Origin of the sequence: Nonomuraea sp. NPDC050478 (assembly GCF_044458265.1) — a bacterium.
Classification (GTDB): domain Bacteria; phylum Actinomycetota; class Actinomycetes; order Streptosporangiales; family Streptosporangiaceae; genus Nonomuraea; species Nonomuraea ferruginea.
In genome coordinates this window covers 622198-641034 of the sequence record NZ_JBITHT010000005.1, presented here as the reverse complement: position 1 = coordinate 641034, position 18837 = coordinate 622198, and the positions used below count along the sequence as shown (strand labels likewise).

Genomic DNA, 18837 nt, shown 5'->3' with positions numbered 1-18837 from the left:
GCTCGGTCGTTCTGCGCCACGAGACTAGGTCACCGGCGGCGTCGCCGCAGCCATGACTGGAGTAATCGACCGTGACCCAGCGGTGATGATACCGGGGCAAAGCATACTCAGAGTTGGACATTTCGTGGAATAAGATCAGTAAATTCTCTACCGTTCCCGCAGGCCAGGGCCGCCGCCAGGCAGGCGAGCGGCACCGCCGGCAGCACGTACCGGTAGTCGAACTCGGCCACGGCCGCCGGAGTGATCAACAACACGACGGCCACCGACCAGGGCAGCAGCCACAGGGCACGAGGGGAACCCGGGCCCCGCCCGTACCGGAATGCCCGCCACGCCACGGCGGCGGGCGGCACGAGCAGGACCACCAGCAGGACCGTGCCGGGGATCCGCGCCACGTCCTGGTAGGCGCGCATCCACCCGGCGTACGGCTCCACGATCGAGGTGCCGATCGGGCCCTGCTCGTAGCGCTTGGCGAACTCGGTGCCGACCTGCGCCGGGTAGCGGCCCGGCGGCCCCGGCGGGGTCTCGGGGAACTGGTAGTAGCCGTAGATCTCCTGGTCGGGGTAGACCGGGCGGCCCCACACGAACGAGCGGCCCAGCTCCGCCAGCACCGAGCCGGCGTAGTCGAGCGGCTGCGTGCGGATCGCCAGCAGTGCGAAGCGCATGGCCAGGTCGTCGGTCTCCTTGGTGAACGTGATGCCGGGCAGGGCCACGATCGGCGCGTCCCTGGCCCAGATGTACTCCTGCGACGGCGGCCGCTGGTCGGCCGGGCGCGGGTCGCACAGCACCCGCAGGTCGGGCGGCGGGTTCATCTCGGCGCAGTCGGCGAACGACATCGTGCGGGCGTAGAGGAAGACGCCGTTCGCGCCGATGACGCCGACCCGCTGGTAGGTGGCGTAGAACCAGCCCCCGTACGCGAGGATCGGGACCACCGCGGCCACCAGCATGATCCAGGCCGGCCTGATCTGGCGGCGCAGCAGGAACCAGGCCACCAGCACCACGATCAACGGCTGCCCGACGGTCCTGGTGAGCGAGGCGGCGGCCAGCAGCAGCCCGATCGTGACCGCCTTGGGCCGTCCGGCGAGCGCGAGCGCGACGGCGGCGACGACCAGGAACATGAACAGCGTGTCGGAGACGAGCAGGTGCTCCAGCTCGATCTGGTACGGCTCCACCAGCACGGGGGCGGCGGCCAGCGTCGCGATCCACCTCCGGGTGTGCCGCGCCGCGGCCCAGTAGACCAGCACCCCGGTGGCCAGCCCCAGCAGGTGCTGGGCGGCGGTGACCGCGCCGAAGGAGTGCAGCGGCTCCAGCAGCTTCATGAACATCGAGTAGCCCGCCGGGCGCACCAGATCGGGCCGGGGGCGCAGGACGGTGACCACGTAGGTGTAGGAGTCGGGGAACCACAGCGCCGGCCGGTAACCGAGCATCGTGACCACCCGCAGCGCGGCGCCGATCGCCAGGACCGCCAGAAACCACCCGTGCCGCCCGAACCCGGCCCGCTCATCCACCACGCCGCGCACGCGAGCGGCTGCTCGCCGCGCGCCCTCCCGATCTCCCCCCACGCCGCGTACGCTACCGGCCCCCGCCCGCGGCGCCGTCATCTCAAGCCGGTTCCTTGTCTCCCGTCACGTCGCGGCGCTGGGTCTTCTTCCGTCCCGCCGCGTTCGCTACCGGCCCCCGTGCCCTCCCGATCTTCCCCCCCCCGTCACGTACGTGACCGGCCCCGCCCGCCCTGCCGGTATCCCAAGCCGGCCACGTCGTGTGCTGCCGTGGTCACCTGCTCGGGCTGGGGTCTCCTTCTTCTGTTTTCCGCCGTAGGTGGGGTGGACACTCAAAAGCCTTTTGGGAAACCCCTCGGGCTGGGCGCCGATAGCAAGCCTTCGGCCTGCCCGACCCGCCGTAGGTGGGGTGGACCCGTGACTCGTCCCTTTGGTCTTGGCTTTCGTCATCGTGTGCTGGGGGCGGGGGTTTGGTGTGATCATGATTGGTGGGTTCTCGGCGCTGCCTGGCGTGCCGTCGGCTTGAGGTTGGATACGCTCGCTCACCGATGGGAATCGCCTGGTTGGACCCGATGCGGAGGCCGCCGGCGGGCCGGGTGCTCGCGGCGCTCTCGGTGCTGCCCGCGCTGGCCGTGGCCGGGTGGCTGCTGGCGGCGCTGCCGCTGCTCGCGTTCGGCGTCTACCGGCCGGTGGTGGCGATCCCGCTCGGGCTGGCCATGGCGGGGCTGCTGTGCTGGGCGGGCACGCGCGGGCTGGTCAGCGTGGCGGAGGACGCCGACGGACACGGGCCGGTCGACACCGTGCGGGCCACGGTGGGGCAGGTGGCCGCTGCTGTGGCGGTCGCGGCGGGGGCCGGGGTGTTCAACGGGGTCATGCACGGTGAGCAGCTCGCCGTCCGGCGTGACCCGTCCACCTACGCGCAGTACGCCATCTGGCTGGCGCGGGAGGGATCGCTGCCGATCCCCGCGCGGCCGGAGGCGTTCGGCGGGGCCGACCCGTCGCTGATCTTCGAGAGTGTCGGCTTCTACGCCGTCGGCGACTCCGTGGTGCCGCAGTTCATGCCGGGCGCGCCGATGCTGTTCGCGCTCGGGGAGTGGCTCGGCGGGCTGTTCCTGGCCCCGGTCGTGCTGGGGGCGCTGGCGGTGCTCGCCGTGGCCGGGCTGGCGGCCCGGCTGGCCGGCGGGCGCTGGGCCCCGGTGGCGGCGCTGGCGTTCGCCTGCTGCATGCCGATCATCTACACCTCGCGCGCCACCTTCAGCGAGATCCCGTCGATGCTCCTGCTGCTCGGCGGGCTGGCGCTGGTGCACGACGCCCTGTACGGGCACGGGCGGCGGATCGGGGCGGCGCTGGGCGGGCTGACGCTCGGGCTGGCCGTGCTGGTGCGGGTGGACGGCCTGCGTGACGTGCTGCCCGTGCTGGCGTTCGCCGGCCTGCTCGTCGCGATGGGCCGCCGGTCGCCCGGCCGCCACGGAGGGCTGGGGCCGCCGCTGCTGGCCGGGCTCGCCGCCGGGGCGGGCCTCGGCCTGGCCGCCGGTTACGGGCTGTCGCGGCCCTACCTGACGTACCTGTCGAGCTCGATGCGGCCGCTGCTGCTGATCTGCGCCGCCGTCCTGGTGCTGACGCTCGCCGGTACGGTGGCCGCCCCGCTGCTGGCCAGGCTCAGGCCGCCGGGCTGGCTGCCGGCGGCGGGGGCGACGCTGGTGGCGCTGACCATGGCCGGGCTGGCGGTGCGGCCCTGGCTGGTGACCGTGCGCAGGGTCCCCGACAACGTCGACGACCGGCTCACCGCCACCTTCATCGAGCAGATCCAGAAGGCCAACGGCCTGCCGATCGACGGCACCCGCCTGTACTTCGAGCACACCCTGCACTGGGTGGCGTGGTACGTGGGCGTCCCGGCGCTCGTGCTCGCCACGCTGGCCGCGGCCGTGCTGACGCACCGGCTGCTGCGCGGCCGCGGCCTGCCATGGCTGCTGCCGCTGGCGGTCATCGGCTGGGCCACGCTCACCACGCTGCTCCGCCCGGCGATCACCCCCGACCACCCGTGGGCCGCGCGCCGCCTGGTGCCGGTGGTGATCCCCGGCGTGATCCTGCTGGCCGTGTGGGGGGCGGAGCGGCTGCGCGAGCGGGCGGGAGAGGGCAGGTGGCGCGGCTGGGTCGTGCCGGTCTGCGCGCTGCTCCTGGTCGTGCCGCCGGCCGTGACCTCGATCGGCACCGCGTTCACGCCGGTCGGGCGGGGCGAGGCGGCCGCGGTGGCCGCCATGTGCGCGCGCATCCCGCCGGACGCCTCGGTGCTCATCGCCGAACGGGTCACCGCCGACCGGTACACGCAGGTCGTCCGCGGCGCCTGCGGCGTCCCGGCCGCGGAGGTGCGCCAGGTGGAGGGCGACACCGCGCCGGAGTCCGACGTGCGCCGCCTGGTCGAGCGGGTGCGGGCCGCCGGGCGCACCCCGGTCGTGCTGGCCGCCGAGGAGGGGCAGGTGGCTCCGTACGGTCCGGTCACGCAGCTGATCGGGCTGGTCACCCGGCAGGACGAGCGGTCGCTCACCGAGGCGCCCGACGGCACCTGGTCACTGCGGATCAACGTGTGGATGGCCCTGCCTTGACCTGTGATGTGCACTCGGCCACGGACCGGGCAGAGTACCCTCGTCCCACGTGAGAACGCTCCGAGCCCCCGCAGCAAGGTGGACCCGCCGTGGATGAGGAAACCCCGTACGTCACCATCGTCCTGCCCTGTTACAACGAGCAGGACCATGTCATCGACGAGGTCGACCGCATCACCAAGGCGATGGACTCGAGCGGCTACACCTACGAGCTGGTCGCCGTCGACGACTGCTCGACCGACGAGACGCTGGCCAGGCTCAAGGAGGCCGCGCCGCTCTACCCCCACCTGCGCATCCGGGCCTTCCACCGCAACGGCGGCTCCGGCACCGTGCGCAGGATCGGCACGCAGGAGGCCAGGGGCGAGATCGTCGTCTGGACCGACGCCGACATGACCTACCCCAACGAGCGCATCCCCGAGCTGGTGCAGATCCTCGACAAGGACCCGACGATCGACCAGGTCGTCGGGGCGCGCACCAGCGAGGAGGGGTCCCACAAGCTGCTGCGGGTGCCCGCCAAGTGGGTGATCCGCAAGGTCGCCGAGATGCTCGCCGGGCAGAAGATCCCCGACCTCAACTCGGGGCTGCGGGCCTTCCGCAAGTCGGTGGCCAAGCCCTACCTGCGCCTGCTGCCGCCCGGGTTCTCCTGCGTCACGACGATCACGCTGTCGTTCCTGTCCAACCAGCACGACGTCTACTACCTGCCGATCGGCTACGCCAAGCGGGCGGGCAAGTCGAAGTTCAGCTTCGTCTCCGACGCCTACCGCTACATCCTGCAGGTCCTGCGGATGATCATGTACTTCAACCCGCTCAAGGTGCTCATGCCGCCGGCGCTCTGGCTGGTCGGCATCGGGCTCGTGAAGGGCGCGTGGGACATGATCCAGCACCCGTTCTACTTCCCGGCCAACACCGTCATGATCTTCCTGTCCGGGATGCTGATCGGGTCGGTGGCGCTGCTGGCCGACCTGATCGTGCGGTCGCGGGGAGACTGAGCGTGCGCGTCGCGATCGTCGGCCCCACCTACCCCTACAAGGGCGGCGGGGCGCAGCACACCACCGAGCTGGCGCACCGGCTGGCCGCGCTCGGCCACGACGTGGTCATCGAGTCCTGGCGGGCGCAGTACCCGTCGTTCCTCTACCCGGGGCAGCAGACGATCGACGCGCCGGAAGGCGTCCCGTACCCGAAGGTGCTGCGCGAGCTGGACTGGCGCAGGCCCGATGGGTGGGTGGCCGCCGGGCGGCGGCTGCGCGCCGCCTACCTGGTGGTCCTGGCCGTGCTCAGCCCGGTGCAGGTGCCGCCCTACCTGGCGATCCTGGCCGGGCTGCGGGGCCGGGCCCGGACGGTCGCGCTCTGCCACAACGTGCTGCCGCACGAGCGCAAGCCGTACGACCGGCCGCTGATGAAGGCGTTGCTCAGGCGGGCGGGGGTGGTGCTCACCCACTCCGAGCAGCAGGCGGGGGTGGCCCGCGAGCTGACCACCAGGCCGGTGCGGGTGGCCGCGCTGCCGCCGCACCTGCCGTCCACCCACGCCGCCCGGTCCGACCGGGTGCACCGGCGGCTGCTGTTCTTCGGCATCGTGCGCCCGTACAAGGGGCTCGACCTGCTGCTGCGGGCGCTGCCCGCGGGGGTGTCGCTGACCGTGGCCGGGGAGTTCTGGGGCGGGCTCGACGAGACGAAGGCGCTGGTCGGCGAGCTGGGTCTCGCCGACCGGGTGGACCTGCGGCCCGGCTACGTCGCGGCCGAGGACGTGCCCTCGCTGTTCGCCGGGGCCGACGCGCTGGTGCTGCCCTACCGCAGCGCCACCGCCAGCCAGAACGTGTGGCTCGCGCACGAGCACGGCGTGCCGGTGATCGCCACCCGGGTGGGGGCGCTCGCCGACCATGTCACCGACGGCGTCGACGGGCTGCTCGTGGAGCCGGGCAGCGCCGGCGCGCTCCGCGACGCGATCGAGCGGTTCTACGCCTCGGGGGAGCCCGAGAGGTTGCGGTCGGGGGTCAAGGCCGTCGACCCCGACCCGTTCTGGGCCTCGTACACCGCCACCCTGCTCGGCTGACGGCCCAGCAGGAACGCCAGCCCGGCGGCCGTCACGTCGGCGAGCGTGAACACCAGCCGCGACACCACCGCCACCGCGAGCGCAGGGCCGGTGCCGAGGATCGGGTGGAGCACCAGCACGAGCGCGCCCTCCCGCACGCCCACCCCGGCCGGCACCAGGAACGCGAGCAGCCCGGTCGACCAGGCGAACGCGTAGGCGCCGGTCGCGATCACGTACAGGTCCCAGCGGCCCGCGAGCATCCACGTGTGGAGCCCGTACACGAGCCAGCCGAGCACCGTCCAGGCGGCCGCGACCAGGACCGTGCGGCCGGGCAGCACGGAGTCGAGCGTGTCGCGGCGGGCCAGCCGTAGCGCCAGGTTGAGCCCCCAGGTGAGGATCTTCGGATGCATGCAGACGGCGATCACCGGCAGCAGGAGCAGCAGGTACCACGCCTGCCGCACCACCTCCTGGGTGGCCAGCGTGGCGGCGGCGATCGCGATGCCGACCCCCAGGTTGATCACCAGCGCCAGCGAGATGCACGCGAACGTGCGGCGCGGCGGGCTGCCGTGGTCGCGGCCCAGGTCCATCATCGCCGCGTACGCCCAGATCGCGCCGGGGATGTACTTGCCCATCTGGCCCACGAACATGATGCGCCCCGCGGTCCGCACCGGCAGCGGCGAGCCCAGCCCGGCCAGCACCTGCCGCCAGGCGAGCAGCATGCAGAACTGGCCGAGCAGCACGGCGGCGAACGCGCCGGCGACCGCCCACAGCGGGATCTCGGCGACCGCCGCCGTGGTGTCGGCCCAGTTGGCCGCCAGGCCGTAGCCCAGGAACCCGAGCGCGACCAGCGCGAGGACGATGCGCAGCAGGCGGCGGAACATCACGCAAGGGTACGGTGTCCGCCCAGGTGAAAGCCAGTTACCGCATCACGAACAGCGAGACGACGAGCGCGACCAGCGCCACCGCCGCCAGCACCGCCATGGTGATCTTCACGGCGCTGTACGGGCGATCGCCCTGCACCTCGCCGCCCACCCCGTTGACCAGCACCTGGTACGGCCTGCCTCCATACAGGTAGGAGCCGACCCAGACCGGCAGCAGCACCAGCTTGAACGTGACGTCCGCGTAGCGGGTGTCGACGCTGTGCAGGCGCTGCACGTCGCCGCCGATGTCGCGCTTGCAGTCGGCGGCGATCACCTCGGCCATCTTGCCCTTGGCGTTCTCCAGGCCCGCCTCGGGTCCGGCGTCGTAGCGCAGGCTGTGGTGGCCGGCGACGAAGCCGGGCTCGAACGCCACCGCGCGCTCCAGCGGCCACGGCTCCAGCGCGTCCAGTCGCTCCCTGGGCACCCGGGCGGTGGCCGAGACCAGCACGTCGTCGAACGCCCTGGTGACCGAGCCGCTGGCCGGATACCAGCGGGTCTTGCGCACCCGGCGGGTCTTGGTCTGGCCGTTGTCCGTGTAGGTCTCGGTGACCCAGTAGTGGACGCCGCGCTGGCCGGAGTAGTGGGAGAAGGTGCTCGCGTCGAACGTCCAGTGGGGCAGGTAGGTGCTCTTCATCGACTCCGCCTCGGTGACCTTCTTGAGGCGGTTCGGGGCGAACCAGCGGGACCTGGTCCACGTGCGGAGCGCGTCGCGGGCGGCTCCCTTGTCGAGCGCGAACGGCAGCACGGCCTCCGGCGCGATCTCGTCGCCGGTGCTGCCCGCGACCAGCGCGGTGCCGCAGAACTGGCAGTCCTTGGAGATCGCGTCGCTCTCGGTGCGGGCGCCGCAGCCCGGGCAGGTGAACTGGTTCGGCGCGATGGCCTGGACGCGGGGCTTGGCCAGGAACGCGTCGTAGGAGTGCTCGCGGACGTGCCGGGCGGGGGCGGCGATCGGCTGCTCGTGGCCGCAGTACGGGCAGCGCAGCACGCTGGTGCCGGGCGCGTACTGGACGCTCGCGCCGCAGCCCCCGCAGGGGTGGGTGGTGGGGGTGAGCGAGGTCATCGCGGGTCTTTCCGTACGGGGCGCCGGGGCGGTGAGGACGAGGGAGCCGGTCAGGACGGCGGGAGCGGCGGCGGGGTGTTGTGCAGCAGGGCCGCCAGTTCGGGGACGTCGCGGGCGGGCGCCCACTGGGCCATGCCGGCCCGCCACACCAGCGCGTCGGGGGTGAGCCCGGCGGCGGCCAGCCCGGTCTCGTCGAACGGGCCGCGCCGCTCGCCGCCGACCCCGAGGAACCACTGGTGCCGCTGGGGGAGCGGCGGCGGCTGCTGGGCGGGCTGGCTCAGGGAGGCCGCCATCTGCTGGCCGGCCGCGATGCCCATGCCGAGGCCCATGCCCTCGCCGGCGCCGCCCGCGTTCTCCAGCGCGTTGGCCGCCTGGAACCTCGTGTACTGGCCCAGGTCGCCGGCCAGGCCCATCTGGGTGCGCTTGTCCAGCGCCTTCTCCACCTCGGGCGGGAACGAGATGTTCTCGAAGGAGAAGTTCGGGATCGACAGCCCCACGGTGGACAGGTCGGCGGAGAGGATGTCGGCCAGCTTCTGCCCCATCGCGTGCTGGTCGGCGGCCAGGTCCAGCACCGGCACCTGCGCCGCGCCGAGCGCCCCCGCCAGCCGGCCGACGATCATCTGCCGCAGGTAGCCCTCGACCTCCTCGGTGCGGAAGCGCTGGTCGGTGCCTGCCAGCTCGCGCAGCAGGCTCATCGGCTCGGTGACCTGGACCGAGTAGGAGCCGAACGCCCGCAGCCGCACCGGGCCGAACTCCGGGTCGCGCAGCATGATCGGGTTCTGCGTGCCCCACTTGAAGTCGGTGAACCGCCGGGTGCTGACGAAGTACACCTCGGCCTTGAACGGCGAGTCGAAGCCGTACTTCCAGCCCTTGAGCGTGGACAGGACGGGCAGGTTGCGCGTCTGCAGCGTGAACGTGCCGGGCGGGAACGCGTCGGCGATGTGGCCCTCGTTGACGAACACCGCCACCTGGGACTCGCGGACCACCAGCTTGGCGCCCATCTTGATCTCGTTGTCGTGCCGGGGGAAGCGCCACACGATCGTGTCACGGCTGTCGTCGAGCCATTCGATGATGTCGATGAATTCGCCGCGGATCATGTCCAGAAAAGCCATAGAGCACCCGCTTAATGGTGGTTCGCACTGGCGGGCACCGTACCAAAGCCGGATCGACTGATGGTCGCGGCGGGCGCGGGTACTGTTGGGCGTCGTGGGGAAGCAACGGGTCGCGCAGCTGGCCTACTCCGAGTTCCAGGCGGCGATGCTCGACGAGGAGAAGCGCCGGCGCAAGGCCGCGAAGATCATCGCGGTGCTGGAGCACTTCCACGGGCCGCTCGGCGGGCTGACCGTGGGCGACGTCGGCTGCTCGGCCGGGTTCATCGCCGACGAGCTGGCCGCGGCGGGGGCCAAGCACACGCTCGGCGTCGACATCGACGTGCCCGGGCTGCGCAGGGCGGCCGACCGGTTCGGCGAGCGGGTGGCGTTCGTCTGCGGCGACGGCACGGCGCTGCCGTTCCCCGACGGGTCGATCGACGTGCTGGTGTTCAACCACATCTACGAGCACGTGGTCGACCCCGACGCGGTGGTGGCCGAGATGCGCCGGGTGCTCTCCGACGAGGGCGTGCTCTACCTCGGGCTGGGCAACCGGCTGGGCGTCATGGAGCCGCACTACAAGCTGCCGTTCCTGTCCTACCTGCCGCCCTCGCTCGCCGACCGCTACGTGCGCGCGTCCGGGCGGGCCGACCACTACTACGAGCGGTTCCGCACCCGGCGCGGGCTGCGCAGGATGCTACGCGCCTTCCACGTGTGGGACTACACGTTCCCCGTGCTCGCGACGCCGGAGCGGTTCGCGGGCGGCGAGCTGTTCTCCGGCGTCCCGGGCCGCGTGGCGCGCGCTCTCCTGGCCCGCACCCCCCGGGCGGCGCTCCGGCTGCTGCTTCCCCTCGTTCCCACGTACCTCTGGGTCGCGACCAAGACCCCACGCCCGCCCGCGGGCCCCGCGCTCCCGCAGCCCCCCGAACGGGTCCGGCCGCTGTGACGGACGTCCCCCGGTCCGAGGCGTCGCCGTCCATACCGTCCGGCGGAGAGCCGCGTGCCGTGCCCGCCAGGCGGCGGGGGTGGCGGACGGCCGTGCGGGGCGGGTTCCTCGTCGTGGCGCTCGGGTTCGGGGCCTGGGCGGTGGCGTCGCGGTGGGAGGAGGTCGCCGCCGGGTTCCGGCAGCTGACGCCGGGCATGGTCGGAGCCTCGCTGGCCGCCGTGGTGGCGGCGCTGCTGGGCGCGATGCTGACGTGGCGGACGCTGCTGGCCGACCTGGGGTCGCGGCTTCCCGTACGGAGTGCGGCCAAGGTGTTCTTCGTGGGCCAGCTCGGCAAGTACATCCCGGGGGCCGTCTGGCCGATGCTCGCGCAGATGGAGATGGGCCGCGACCTCGGGGTGCCGCGGGCCAGGAGCGCGGCGGCGTTCTTCCTGATGATGCCGGTCCAGCTCGCCAGCGGGCTGCTGGTGGCGTTCGCCACGCTGGGCTGGGACCGGTTCGGGTGGCTGCTGCTCCTGGTGCCGGCGCTGCTCGTGCTGCTGGAGCCCAAGGTGATCAACGCGGTGATCGGCTACGGGCTGCGCAGGCTGAAGCGGCCGCCGCTGGAGCGGCCACTCACCCGTAAGGGGATGCTCGCCGCGCTCGGCTGGGCGTTCGCGGGCTGGGCCTGTTACGGGATCCACCTCTACTTCGTCGCCCCGCAGGGCGGGGTGGTCTTCGCCGTCGGGGCGTTCGCGCTGTCGTGGTGCCTGGGCATCATGACGTTCGTGGTGCCCGCAGGGGCGGGAGTCAGGGAGGTGGCCATGGTGGCGGCGCTGGCGCCGGTGATGCCGGCCGGACCGGCCATCGCGGTCGCGCTCAGCTCCCGCGTGGTGATCGTGTTGGGTGACCTGATCTGCGCCGGTGTGGCCGGATTGTCAGCGCGGCGTTCCTCCGTGTGATTTGGCGCACGTTTTGGGGGACGCTGGTCATAAGGTGGAAGAAGAGGGGGGCCGCCGGGTCCCACGTTGATCTTGAGGGGAGAAGATCACGTAATGCCTCGAGTGCTCGTCGACGCGGCGGCGGTTCCCGCCGACCGCGGCGCACTGATCAGATATGTCGACGGCTTGGTGGCGGCGCTCGACCGGGCGGGCGCCGACCTGGCGGTGGTCTGCCAGCGGGCCGACGCCGCCCGTTACAGACGCCTCGCCCCGTCCGCGCGCGTCCTCCCCGGTCCCGTCTCGATCACGAATCGCGCGGCCAGGCTCACCTGGGAGCAGACCGGCCTGCCGCTGCTCGCCCGCCAGGCCGGGGCCGACGTGATCCACGCCCCCTACTACTCCATCCCGCTCCGCTCGGGCCTGCCGACCGTGGTGACGGTGCACGACGTCACCTGGTTCACCGAGCCCGAGCAGTACAGCCCGGCCAAGGCCTCGTTCTTCCGCTCCGCGACCCGCACCGCCGTGCGCCACGCCAACCGGGTGATCGTGCCGTCCAAGGCGACCAGGGACGAGCTCGTGCGCGTCCTCCACGCCGACCCGACCCGCATCGACGTCGCCTACCACGGGGTCGACCAGAGCCAGTTCCACCCGCCCTCCGAGGAGGAGACCCGGCGGGCGGCCAGCCGGTGCGGGCTGCACGGGCAGCCGTACGTCGCGTTCCTGGGCGCGCTGGAGCCGCGCAAGAACGTGCCCAACCTGATCCGCGGCTTCGCCACGGCGGTCAAGGACCTGGAGACGCCGCCGGCCCTGGTGCTCGGCGGCGGGGTGCACGAGGACGACGTCGACGCGGCCTGCCGCGAGGTGGAGGCCACGGTCAAGGTGGTGCGGCCGGGCTTCCTGGGCGCGCCGGACCTGGCGGGGTTCCTCGGCGGCGCGCTCGTGGTGGCGTTCCCGTCGCGGGGCGAGGGGTTCGGGCTCCCGGTGCTGGAGGCGATGGCCTGCGGGGCCCCGGTGCTCACCACCCACCGCACGTCACTGCCGGAGGTCGGCGGCGACGCCGTCGCCTACACCGAGCCCGACGCCGGCAGCATCGCCGCAGGGCTCGCCGACCTGCTGGCCTCGCCCGAGAGGAGGAGGCGGCTCAGCGAGGCGGGGCTGCGGAGGGCACGCGAGTTCACCTGGGAAGCTTCGGCCGAGGCACACCTGTGCGCCTTCCAACGCGCGACGGAATAGTTCGGTAACCTCCCACAACTATGGAGAGCAGCTCTTTGCCAGACCTCGAGGCGATACTCCTGGTCGGAGGCCGTGGCACGCGCCTGCACCCGTTGACTCTCGGCACGCCGAAGCCGCTGCTGCCGACGGCGGGGGTGCCGTTCCTGGCCCACCAGCTGGCGCGCGCCCGCGCGTTCGGGGTGCGCCGGATCGTCTTCGCGACGTCTTACAAGGCGGCGATGTTCGAGCCGGTCTTCGGCGACGGGTCGGCGCTGGGGCTCTCCCTGGAGTACATGACGGAGGAGACCCCGCTCGGCACCGGCGGCGCGATCCGCAACGCGGCCCAGGCGCTCGGCTCGGGGCCATCGGATCCGGTCCTGGTGCTCAACGGCGACATTCTGTCGGGTCACGACATCGGCGAGCAGGTGCGCCTCCACCTGGCGCGCCAGGCCGCTGTAACGCTCCATTTGACGGAGGTGGAAGATCCGGCCCGGTTCGGTTGCGTGCCCACCGACGACGAGGGGCGGGTGACGGCGTTCCTGGAGAAGACGCCTAACCCGGTGACGAACCGGATCAACGCCGGCTGTTACGTGTTCACCCGGTCGGTCATCGACGAGATCCCGCGCGACGAGGTGGTGTCGGTGGAGCGCGAGACGTTCCCCGCCCTGATCGAGTCGGGGCGGCCCGTGCTCGGTTACGCCACCCGCACCTACTGGCTGGACGTCGGCACGCCGGCCGCGTTCGTGCAGGGCTCGCGTGACCTGGTGCTCGGCCGGCTGGAGTCGCCCGCGATGCCGGGGGCCACGGGCGAGTTCCTGGCGCTGCCGGGCTCGTCGGTCTCGCCGGAGGCCAAGGTGCAGGGCGGCACGTCCGTCTGCGAAGGCGCGGTGGTCGGCGCGGGCGCCACGGTGACCGGCTCGGTGCTGTGCGAGGAGTCCGTGGTGGAGCCCGGCGCCGTCGTCACCGACTCGGTCCTGGGCCGGGGCGCGCGGGTGCGCGGCGGCGCGGTGGTGCGCGACGCGGTGATCGGCGACGGCGCGGTCGTGGGGCCGGGCAACGAGCTGCTGGCCGGGGTGCGCGTCTGGCCCGGGGTGGAGCTGCCGGAGCGCGCGATCCGCTACTCCAGCGACGAGTGACCGGCCGTACGCCTTCGTGCTGGTGCGCTGAGCTGCGGGGGCACGGCAGACTGGACGGGTGAGGGAGCGTAGCTGGGTTCCGGACGGGCCGCTGGACGTGGGCCTGGCGCTGGCGGCGCACAAGCGGGGCGGCGGTGATCCGGCCTGGCGGCAGACGCCCGACGGCGCGATCTGGCGCACCTGCCGCACTCCCGGAGGGATCGCCACGCTGCGGGTGTCGGTGGCGGGCGGGCAGGTGCGCGGGCAGGCCTGGGGGCCGGGGGCCGAGTGGATGCTCGACGGGCTGCCGGCGCTGCTCGGCGCCGACGACGACGTCTCCGGGTTCGAGGCCAGGCACGAGATCCTGCGCGAGGCGGTGCGCAGGCACGCGGGGTTGCGGATCGGCAGGACGGGGCGGGTCATGGAGGCCCTGGTGCCCGCGGTGCTGGAGCAGAAGGTCGTCGGCCAGGAGGCCTGGCGGGCGTGGCGGTGGCTGCTGGGTCGCTACGGCGAGCCCGCGCCGGGGCCGGCCCCGGAGGGCATGCGGGTGGCGCCGGAGCCGTCGGTGTGGCGCGAGATCCCGGCCTGGCACTGGCACCGGTCGGGCGCGGAGACCGTGCGCGCGAAGACGATCGCGACCGCCGCCTGGCACGCCGCCAAGCTGGAGGCGGCGGCCACCAGCGAGGAGCTGGACCGGCTGCTGCGGGCGCTGCCGGGCATCGGGGTGTGGACGTCGGCGGAGGTGCGCCAGCGGGTCTTCGGCGACCCCGACGCGATCAGCGTCGGCGACTTCCACCTCGCCAAGATCGTGGGGTACGCGCTGACGGGGGAGAAGACCGACGACCCGGGCATGCTGCGCCTGCTGGAGCCGTATCTCGGCCATCGCCACCGGGCCGGTCTGTTCATCACGCTGACCGGCCGCCGCCCGCCGGCCCGCGGCCCCCGGATGGCCGCCAGGGACTACCGGTCGTTCTGACCGCGGTTCTGCGGTACCGGGCGTCCGCTTTGCGAAGTTCCTCTGAGTAAGGTCTGCCTATGACCGTTGTCAGTGATTCGGCCCTTCGCCGCGCTCTCGCCCGCGCCCGTGACGGCAAGGCGCTCGACCTCACCGAGGCCGTCGTGCTGCTGCACGCGCGGGGTGAGCATCTCGACGCCCTGCTCGGGCACGCCTCCCGGGTACGGGACGCGGGCCTGGAGGCCGTCGGCCGTGCCGGGACCATCACCTACAGCCGTAAGGTGTTCATCCCCCTGACCAGGTTGTGCCGGGATCGCTGCGGCTACTGCACGTTCGCCACCGCCCCGCACAAGCTGCCGTCGCCGTTCCTGTCCCCCGACGAGGTGCTGGAGATCGCCCGGCAGGGCGCCGCGCTGGGTTGCAAGGAGGCGCTGTTCACGCTGGGCGACCGGCCGGAGGACCGCTGGCACCAGGCCCGCGAGTGGCTCGACGCGCACGGCTACGACGACACGCTCTCGTACGTGCGCGCGATGGCGATCAGGGTGCTGGAGGAGACCGGGCTGCTGCCGCACCTCAACCCGGGCGTGCTGAGCTGGCGTGACCTGCAGCGGCTCAAGCCGGTGTCCCCGTCCATGGGCATGATGCTGGAGACCACGTCGCGGCGCCTGTTCGAGGAGAAGGGGCAGCCCCACTACGGGTCGCCGGACAAGGACCCGGCGGTGCGGCTGCGGGTGCTGGAGGACGCGGGGCGCAGCAACGTGCCGTTCACCACCGGCATCCTCATCGGCATCGGGGAGACGATCGAGGACCGGGCCGAGTCGATCTTCGCGATCCGCCGGGTGGCCCGCGAGTACGGCGGCGTCCAGGAGGTCATCGTGCAGAACTTCCGCGCCAAGCCGGACACGGCGATGCGCGGGCTGCCGGACGCCGACCTGGAGGAGCTGGCCGCCACCATCGCCGTGACCCGGCTCGTCCTCGGGCCGAAGGCACGCGTCCAGGCGCCGCCGAACCTGGTCGACGCCGAGTACGCGCTCATGATCCGGGCCGGGATCGACGACTGGGGCGGCGTGTCGCCGCTGACCCCGGACCACGTGAACCCGGAGCGGCCGTGGCCGCAGATCGACGAGCTGGCGACGCGTACCGCCGAGTCGGGGTTCCGGCTCAGGGAGAGGCTGACGATCTATCCCGAGTACGTCCGGGCGGGCGAGCCGTGGCTGGACCCGCGGCTGGCGGCGCACGTGGCCGCGCTGGCGGAGCCGGAGACCGGGCTGGCCAGGGAGGGCGCGATCCCGGAGGGACTGCCCTGGCAGGAGCCCGACGGCGGGTTCGCCCCAGGCGGGCGGGTGGACCTGCACGTCGAGGTCGACACCACGGGCCGCACCCACGACCGGCGGGACGACTTCGACCACGTGTACGGTGACTGGGAGGCCCTGCGCGACCGCCTCCCCGCCGCGACCGGCGGCTCCGGGACGCCCGCGGAGATCAGGAAGGCGCTGGGCAGGGCCGCGAGCGACCCCGCCGGGCTCACCGACGACGAGGCCGTGGCGCTGCTGTCGGCCGACGGCGAGGCGCTGGAGGAGCTGGCCGGGATCGCCGACGCGCTGCGCAGGGAGGCGGCCGGCGACGACGTGACGTACGTGGTCAACAGGAACATCAACTTCACCAACGTCTGCTACACCGGCTGCCGGTTCTGCGCCTTCGCCCAGCGCAGGACGGACGCCGACGCGTACACGCTCAGCCTGGAGCAGGTGGCCGACCGGGCGGAGGAGGGCTGGCAGGCGGGCGCCACCGAGGTGTGCATGCAGGGCGGCATCCACCCCGACCTGCCCGGCACCGCGTACTTCGACATCGCCAGGGCGGTCAAGGCGCGCACGCCGGACATGCACGTGCACGCCTTCTCGCCGATGGAAGTGATCAACGGCGCCAGCCGGGCGAACCTGTCCGTCGAGGAGTGGCTGCACGGCGCCCGCGAGGCCGGGGTCGACTCGCTGCCCGGGACCGCCGCCGAGATCCTCGACGACGACGTGCGCTGGGTGCTCACCAAGGGCAAGCTGCCCGCCGCCGAGTGGATCGACGTCGTCACGACGGCCCACCGGGTCGGCATCCCGACCACCGCCACGATGATGTACGGGCACGTGGACAACCACCTGCACTGGGTGCGGCACATCAAGCTGATCAGGCGGCTGCAGGAGGAGACCGGCGGCTTCTCCGAGTTCGTGCTGCTGCCGTTCGTGCACACCAGCGCGCCCATCTATCTGGCGGGCGTGGCCAGGCCCGGCCCCACCGCGCAGGAGAACCGCGCCGTGCACGCGCTGGCCAGGATCCTGCTGCACGGCGCGATCCGCAACATCCAGTGCTCCTGGGTCAAGCTCAGGGACGACCTGTGCCGCCAGGTGCTCCAGGGCGGCGTGAACGACCTGGGCGGCACCCTCATGGAGGAGACCATCAGCCGGATGGCCGGGTCGGAGAACGGCTCGTACAAGACCATCAGCGAGCTGCGGGCCATGGTGGAGGTGACCGGGCGGCCGGTCCGCCAGCGCACCACCGAGTACGGCGTGCCCGGCGCGGAGCGGCTGGCCGCCGCCGCGGCCAGCGACGGCGTGTGCCAGAGCGTGCGCAGGGTGCTGCCCCTGGCGTAGATATAACCAGTTCTAGTTAGACTGGCGTCCGCTCTGGGAGGCACTGGGAACATCGGCACCCCCTTCGGAGAGAGGTTTCACCGTGCGTTTGGGCCGACACCGCGCCGCGCTGTCCCCCCAGCAGAGGCGGAGCCGGGCGCTGTGGCGCGGCGTGCTGGCGGGCACGACCGTGGTGGCCGTGCTCGCGGCGGCGATCGTCCTGGTGTTCGGCGGCGGCGCGGCCGTGTGCGCCACGCGAGAGCCTGTTCTGGTCGACGTGGCGGCCGCGGTGGACGTGGCCCCCGCCGTCATGGAGGCGGCCGGGCGGTTCAACGAGACCAGGACCACGGCCGGCGGCCGGTGCGTGCTCGTCCAGGTGACCGAGCAGCCTCCGGCCACGGTCTTACGCACGCTCATCGGCGACAAGGTGGGCGTGCTGCGCGAGCGGCCGGACGGGTGGGTGGCCGACTCGTCCGCCTGGATCCGGCTCGCCCGCGACCAGGGGGCCGGCGCGCTGCCGGGCGGCGAGACCGTGGTGGCCACCTCGCCGCTGGTGTTCGCCACCCGCTCGTCGCTGGCCGAGCGGTTCGCCATCGGCAAGACGGAGATGAACTGGCGGATGGTGTTCCCGGCCACCGTCCGGGGCCGGCTCGCGCCCACGGAGAACGAGCCCGACGTCGTCCGCGTGCCCGACCCCTCGCTGGCGGGCGCGGGCATCGCCACCGTCGCCGCCGCCCGCGACGTGGTCGGTACGGGCCCGGAGGCGGACAAGGCGCTGACCGCGTTCGTCCGGTGGGCGCAGGCCGGGTCGGCGCCCGACTACCGGAGCATGCTGACCGCGGTGGACGACCGCACGTTCTGGCAGCGGCCGGTCGTCATCGTGCCCGAGCAGTCGGTGTGGCACCACAACCGCGCCCCGTCGGACGACCCGGTGGTCGCGCTGCACCCGCGCGAGGGCACGATCACGCTCGACTACCCGTACGTGGTGACCGCCACCGACCCGGCCGTGGCCGAGGCGTCCAAGGCGTTCGCCGGTTGGCTGGCGGACGCCGAGGCGCAGGAGATCGTGCGCCGGGCGGGTTTCCGGTCGGGGGACGGCGCGCACGGGCCGATCTCGCCGGGCCCGGAGATCCCGCAGGCGACGCCGAAGGTGCGCCCGTCGGTGTCGCCCGAGGACATCGACGAGGCGCTGCGGGCGTGGAGCAGGCTCGCCCCGCCGACGAACATCCTCGTGCTGACCGACACCTCCAGGCACATGGCCGAGAAGCTGAAGGGCACAACCAAGGCCGAGGTCGCGCTGGAGGCGGCCAGGATCGGGCTCCAGCTCTTCCCCGAGTCCACGCACATGGGGCTGTGGGAGTTCGCGCACCGGGCCGGCGGCCTGCACGGCTACCGCGAGCGGGTCGGCCTGGGGCCGATCAACGAGCCGGAGTCCGGCCAGCTCGTCCGGCGCGGCGAGCTGAACCGGCTGACCACCACGATGAAGGCCGACCCGGACCGCGACAGCTCGCTCTACGACGCGATACTCGGCGGCTTCCGCGAGGTCGGCGGCGAGTACCGCGAGGAGATGAACAACACGCTCCTGGTGATCACCGCCGGGAAGGACGACGGCCGCGGCGTCAAGCGGCAGGCCCTGCTGGACCGGCTGCGCGGGGAGTGGAAGCCGGACCGGCCGGTCCAGATCATCGTCATCGCCTTCGGCGACGACGTGGACCGCGACGGCCTGACGGCCATCACCGCCGCCACCAACGGCTCGCTGCACGTGGCCCAGCAGCCCGGCGAGATCATCGACGTCTTCCTCGCCGCCCTGGCCCGCCGCCTCTGCCACCCCACCTGCAAGCCGGGGGCGTGAAGAAGGGGGCGCCGTGCGGGGCGCCCCCT

Annotated in this window: 14 protein-coding genes; 10 read left to right on the top strand and 4 right to left on the bottom strand. The window is 72.9% G+C overall.

The annotated features are described in order from the left end of the window. Nucleotides 1–107 precede the first annotated feature (107 nt). Nucleotides 108–1559 (bottom strand): hypothetical protein, encoded by a 1452-nt coding sequence (locus ACIBF7_RS27795; protein WP_397198497.1) that lies wholly within the window; start codon nt 1557–1559, stop codon nt 108–110. Nucleotides 1560–2044: 485 nt separating this feature from the next. On the opposite strand from ACIBF7_RS27795, the gene ACIBF7_RS27790 reads away from it, so the two are divergent. The 3 genes from ACIBF7_RS27790 to ACIBF7_RS27780 all read left to right on the top strand — a co-directional run bounded on the left by ACIBF7_RS27790 (nt 2045) and on the right by ACIBF7_RS27780 (nt 6146). Continuing rightward, on the top strand, nt 2045–4099 hold the full coding sequence (locus ACIBF7_RS27790) for a hypothetical protein (protein WP_397198496.1): 2055 nt from the start codon (nt 2045–2047) through the stop codon (nt 4097–4099). Nucleotides 4100–4188: 89 nt separating this feature from the next. Next, on the top strand, nt 4189–5085 hold the full coding sequence (locus tag ACIBF7_RS27785; protein WP_148037069.1) for a glycosyltransferase family 2 protein: 897 nt from the start codon (nt 4189–4191) through the stop codon (nt 5083–5085). A 2-nt stretch (nt 5086–5087) separates the two neighbouring features. Then, on the top strand, nt 5088–6146 hold the full coding sequence (locus ACIBF7_RS27780; protein WP_397198495.1) for a glycosyltransferase family 4 protein: 1059 nt from the start codon (nt 5088–5090) through the stop codon (nt 6144–6146). Here ACIBF7_RS27780 and ACIBF7_RS27775 read toward each other — a convergent pair. Genes ACIBF7_RS27775 through ACIBF7_RS27765 form a run of 3 tightly spaced genes read right to left on the bottom strand, consistent with a single transcriptional unit; the run spans nt 6050 to nt 9202 of the window. Further along, complete coding sequence (locus tag ACIBF7_RS27775) at nt 6050–7006, bottom strand: lysylphosphatidylglycerol synthase transmembrane domain-containing protein (protein ID WP_148037071.1); 957 nt, start codon at nt 7004–7006, stop codon at nt 6050–6052. The genes ACIBF7_RS27780 and ACIBF7_RS27775 overlap by 97 nt on opposite strands. Nucleotides 7007–7043: 37 nt before the next feature. Beyond that, a complete protein-coding gene (locus tag ACIBF7_RS27770; protein ID WP_397198494.1) occupies nt 7044–8105 on the bottom strand; it encodes a hypothetical protein in 1062 nt (353 codons plus the stop codon). Nucleotides 8106–8155: 50 nt separating this feature from the next. Beyond that, nucleotides 8156–9202 carry an SPFH domain-containing protein gene (locus ACIBF7_RS27765; RefSeq protein ID WP_397198493.1) on the bottom strand — a complete coding sequence of 349 codons (1047 nt, stop codon included), beginning with the start codon at nt 9200–9202 and terminating at the stop codon, nt 8156–8158. A gap of 109 nt (nt 9203–9311) precedes the next feature. Here ACIBF7_RS27765 and ACIBF7_RS27760 point away from each other — a divergent pair, with 109 nt between their 5' ends. From ACIBF7_RS27760 to ACIBF7_RS27730, 7 genes are all read left to right on the top strand, one after another. Next, nucleotides 9312–10139, top strand: coding sequence for a class I SAM-dependent methyltransferase (locus ACIBF7_RS27760; protein ID WP_219543579.1), 828 nt, complete (start codon nt 9312–9314; stop codon nt 10137–10139). Then, a complete protein-coding gene (locus tag ACIBF7_RS27755) occupies nt 10136–11077 on the top strand; it encodes a lysylphosphatidylglycerol synthase transmembrane domain-containing protein (RefSeq protein ID WP_364225666.1) in 942 nt (313 codons plus the stop codon). Before ACIBF7_RS27760 ends, ACIBF7_RS27755 begins: the two co-directional genes overlap by 4 nt. Nucleotides 11078–11170: 93 nt before the next feature. Further along, entirely contained in the window at nt 11171–12289 is a 1119-nt protein-coding gene (locus tag ACIBF7_RS27750) for a glycosyltransferase family 1 protein (protein WP_148037076.1), read from the top strand. A gap of 20 nt (nt 12290–12309) precedes the next feature. Continuing rightward, nucleotides 12310–13404 (top strand): sugar phosphate nucleotidyltransferase, encoded by a 1095-nt coding sequence (locus ACIBF7_RS27745; protein ID WP_148037077.1) that lies wholly within the window; start codon nt 12310–12312, stop codon nt 13402–13404. Between the two features lie 58 nt (nt 13405–13462). Next, entirely contained in the window at nt 13463–14359 is an 897-nt protein-coding gene (locus tag ACIBF7_RS27740; protein ID WP_271276902.1) for a DNA-3-methyladenine glycosylase, read from the top strand. Nucleotides 14360–14418: 59 nt separating this feature from the next. Then, complete coding sequence (locus ACIBF7_RS27735) at nt 14419–16977, top strand: bifunctional FO biosynthesis protein CofGH (protein ID WP_397198492.1); 2559 nt, start codon at nt 14419–14421, stop codon at nt 16975–16977. A gap of 82 nt (nt 16978–17059) precedes the next feature. Beyond that, nucleotides 17060–18808: a substrate-binding and VWA domain-containing protein gene (locus tag ACIBF7_RS27730; protein WP_397198491.1), complete on the top strand. Its 1749-nt coding sequence runs from the start codon at nt 17060–17062 to the stop codon at nt 18806–18808. Nucleotides 18809–18837 lie beyond the last annotated feature (29 nt).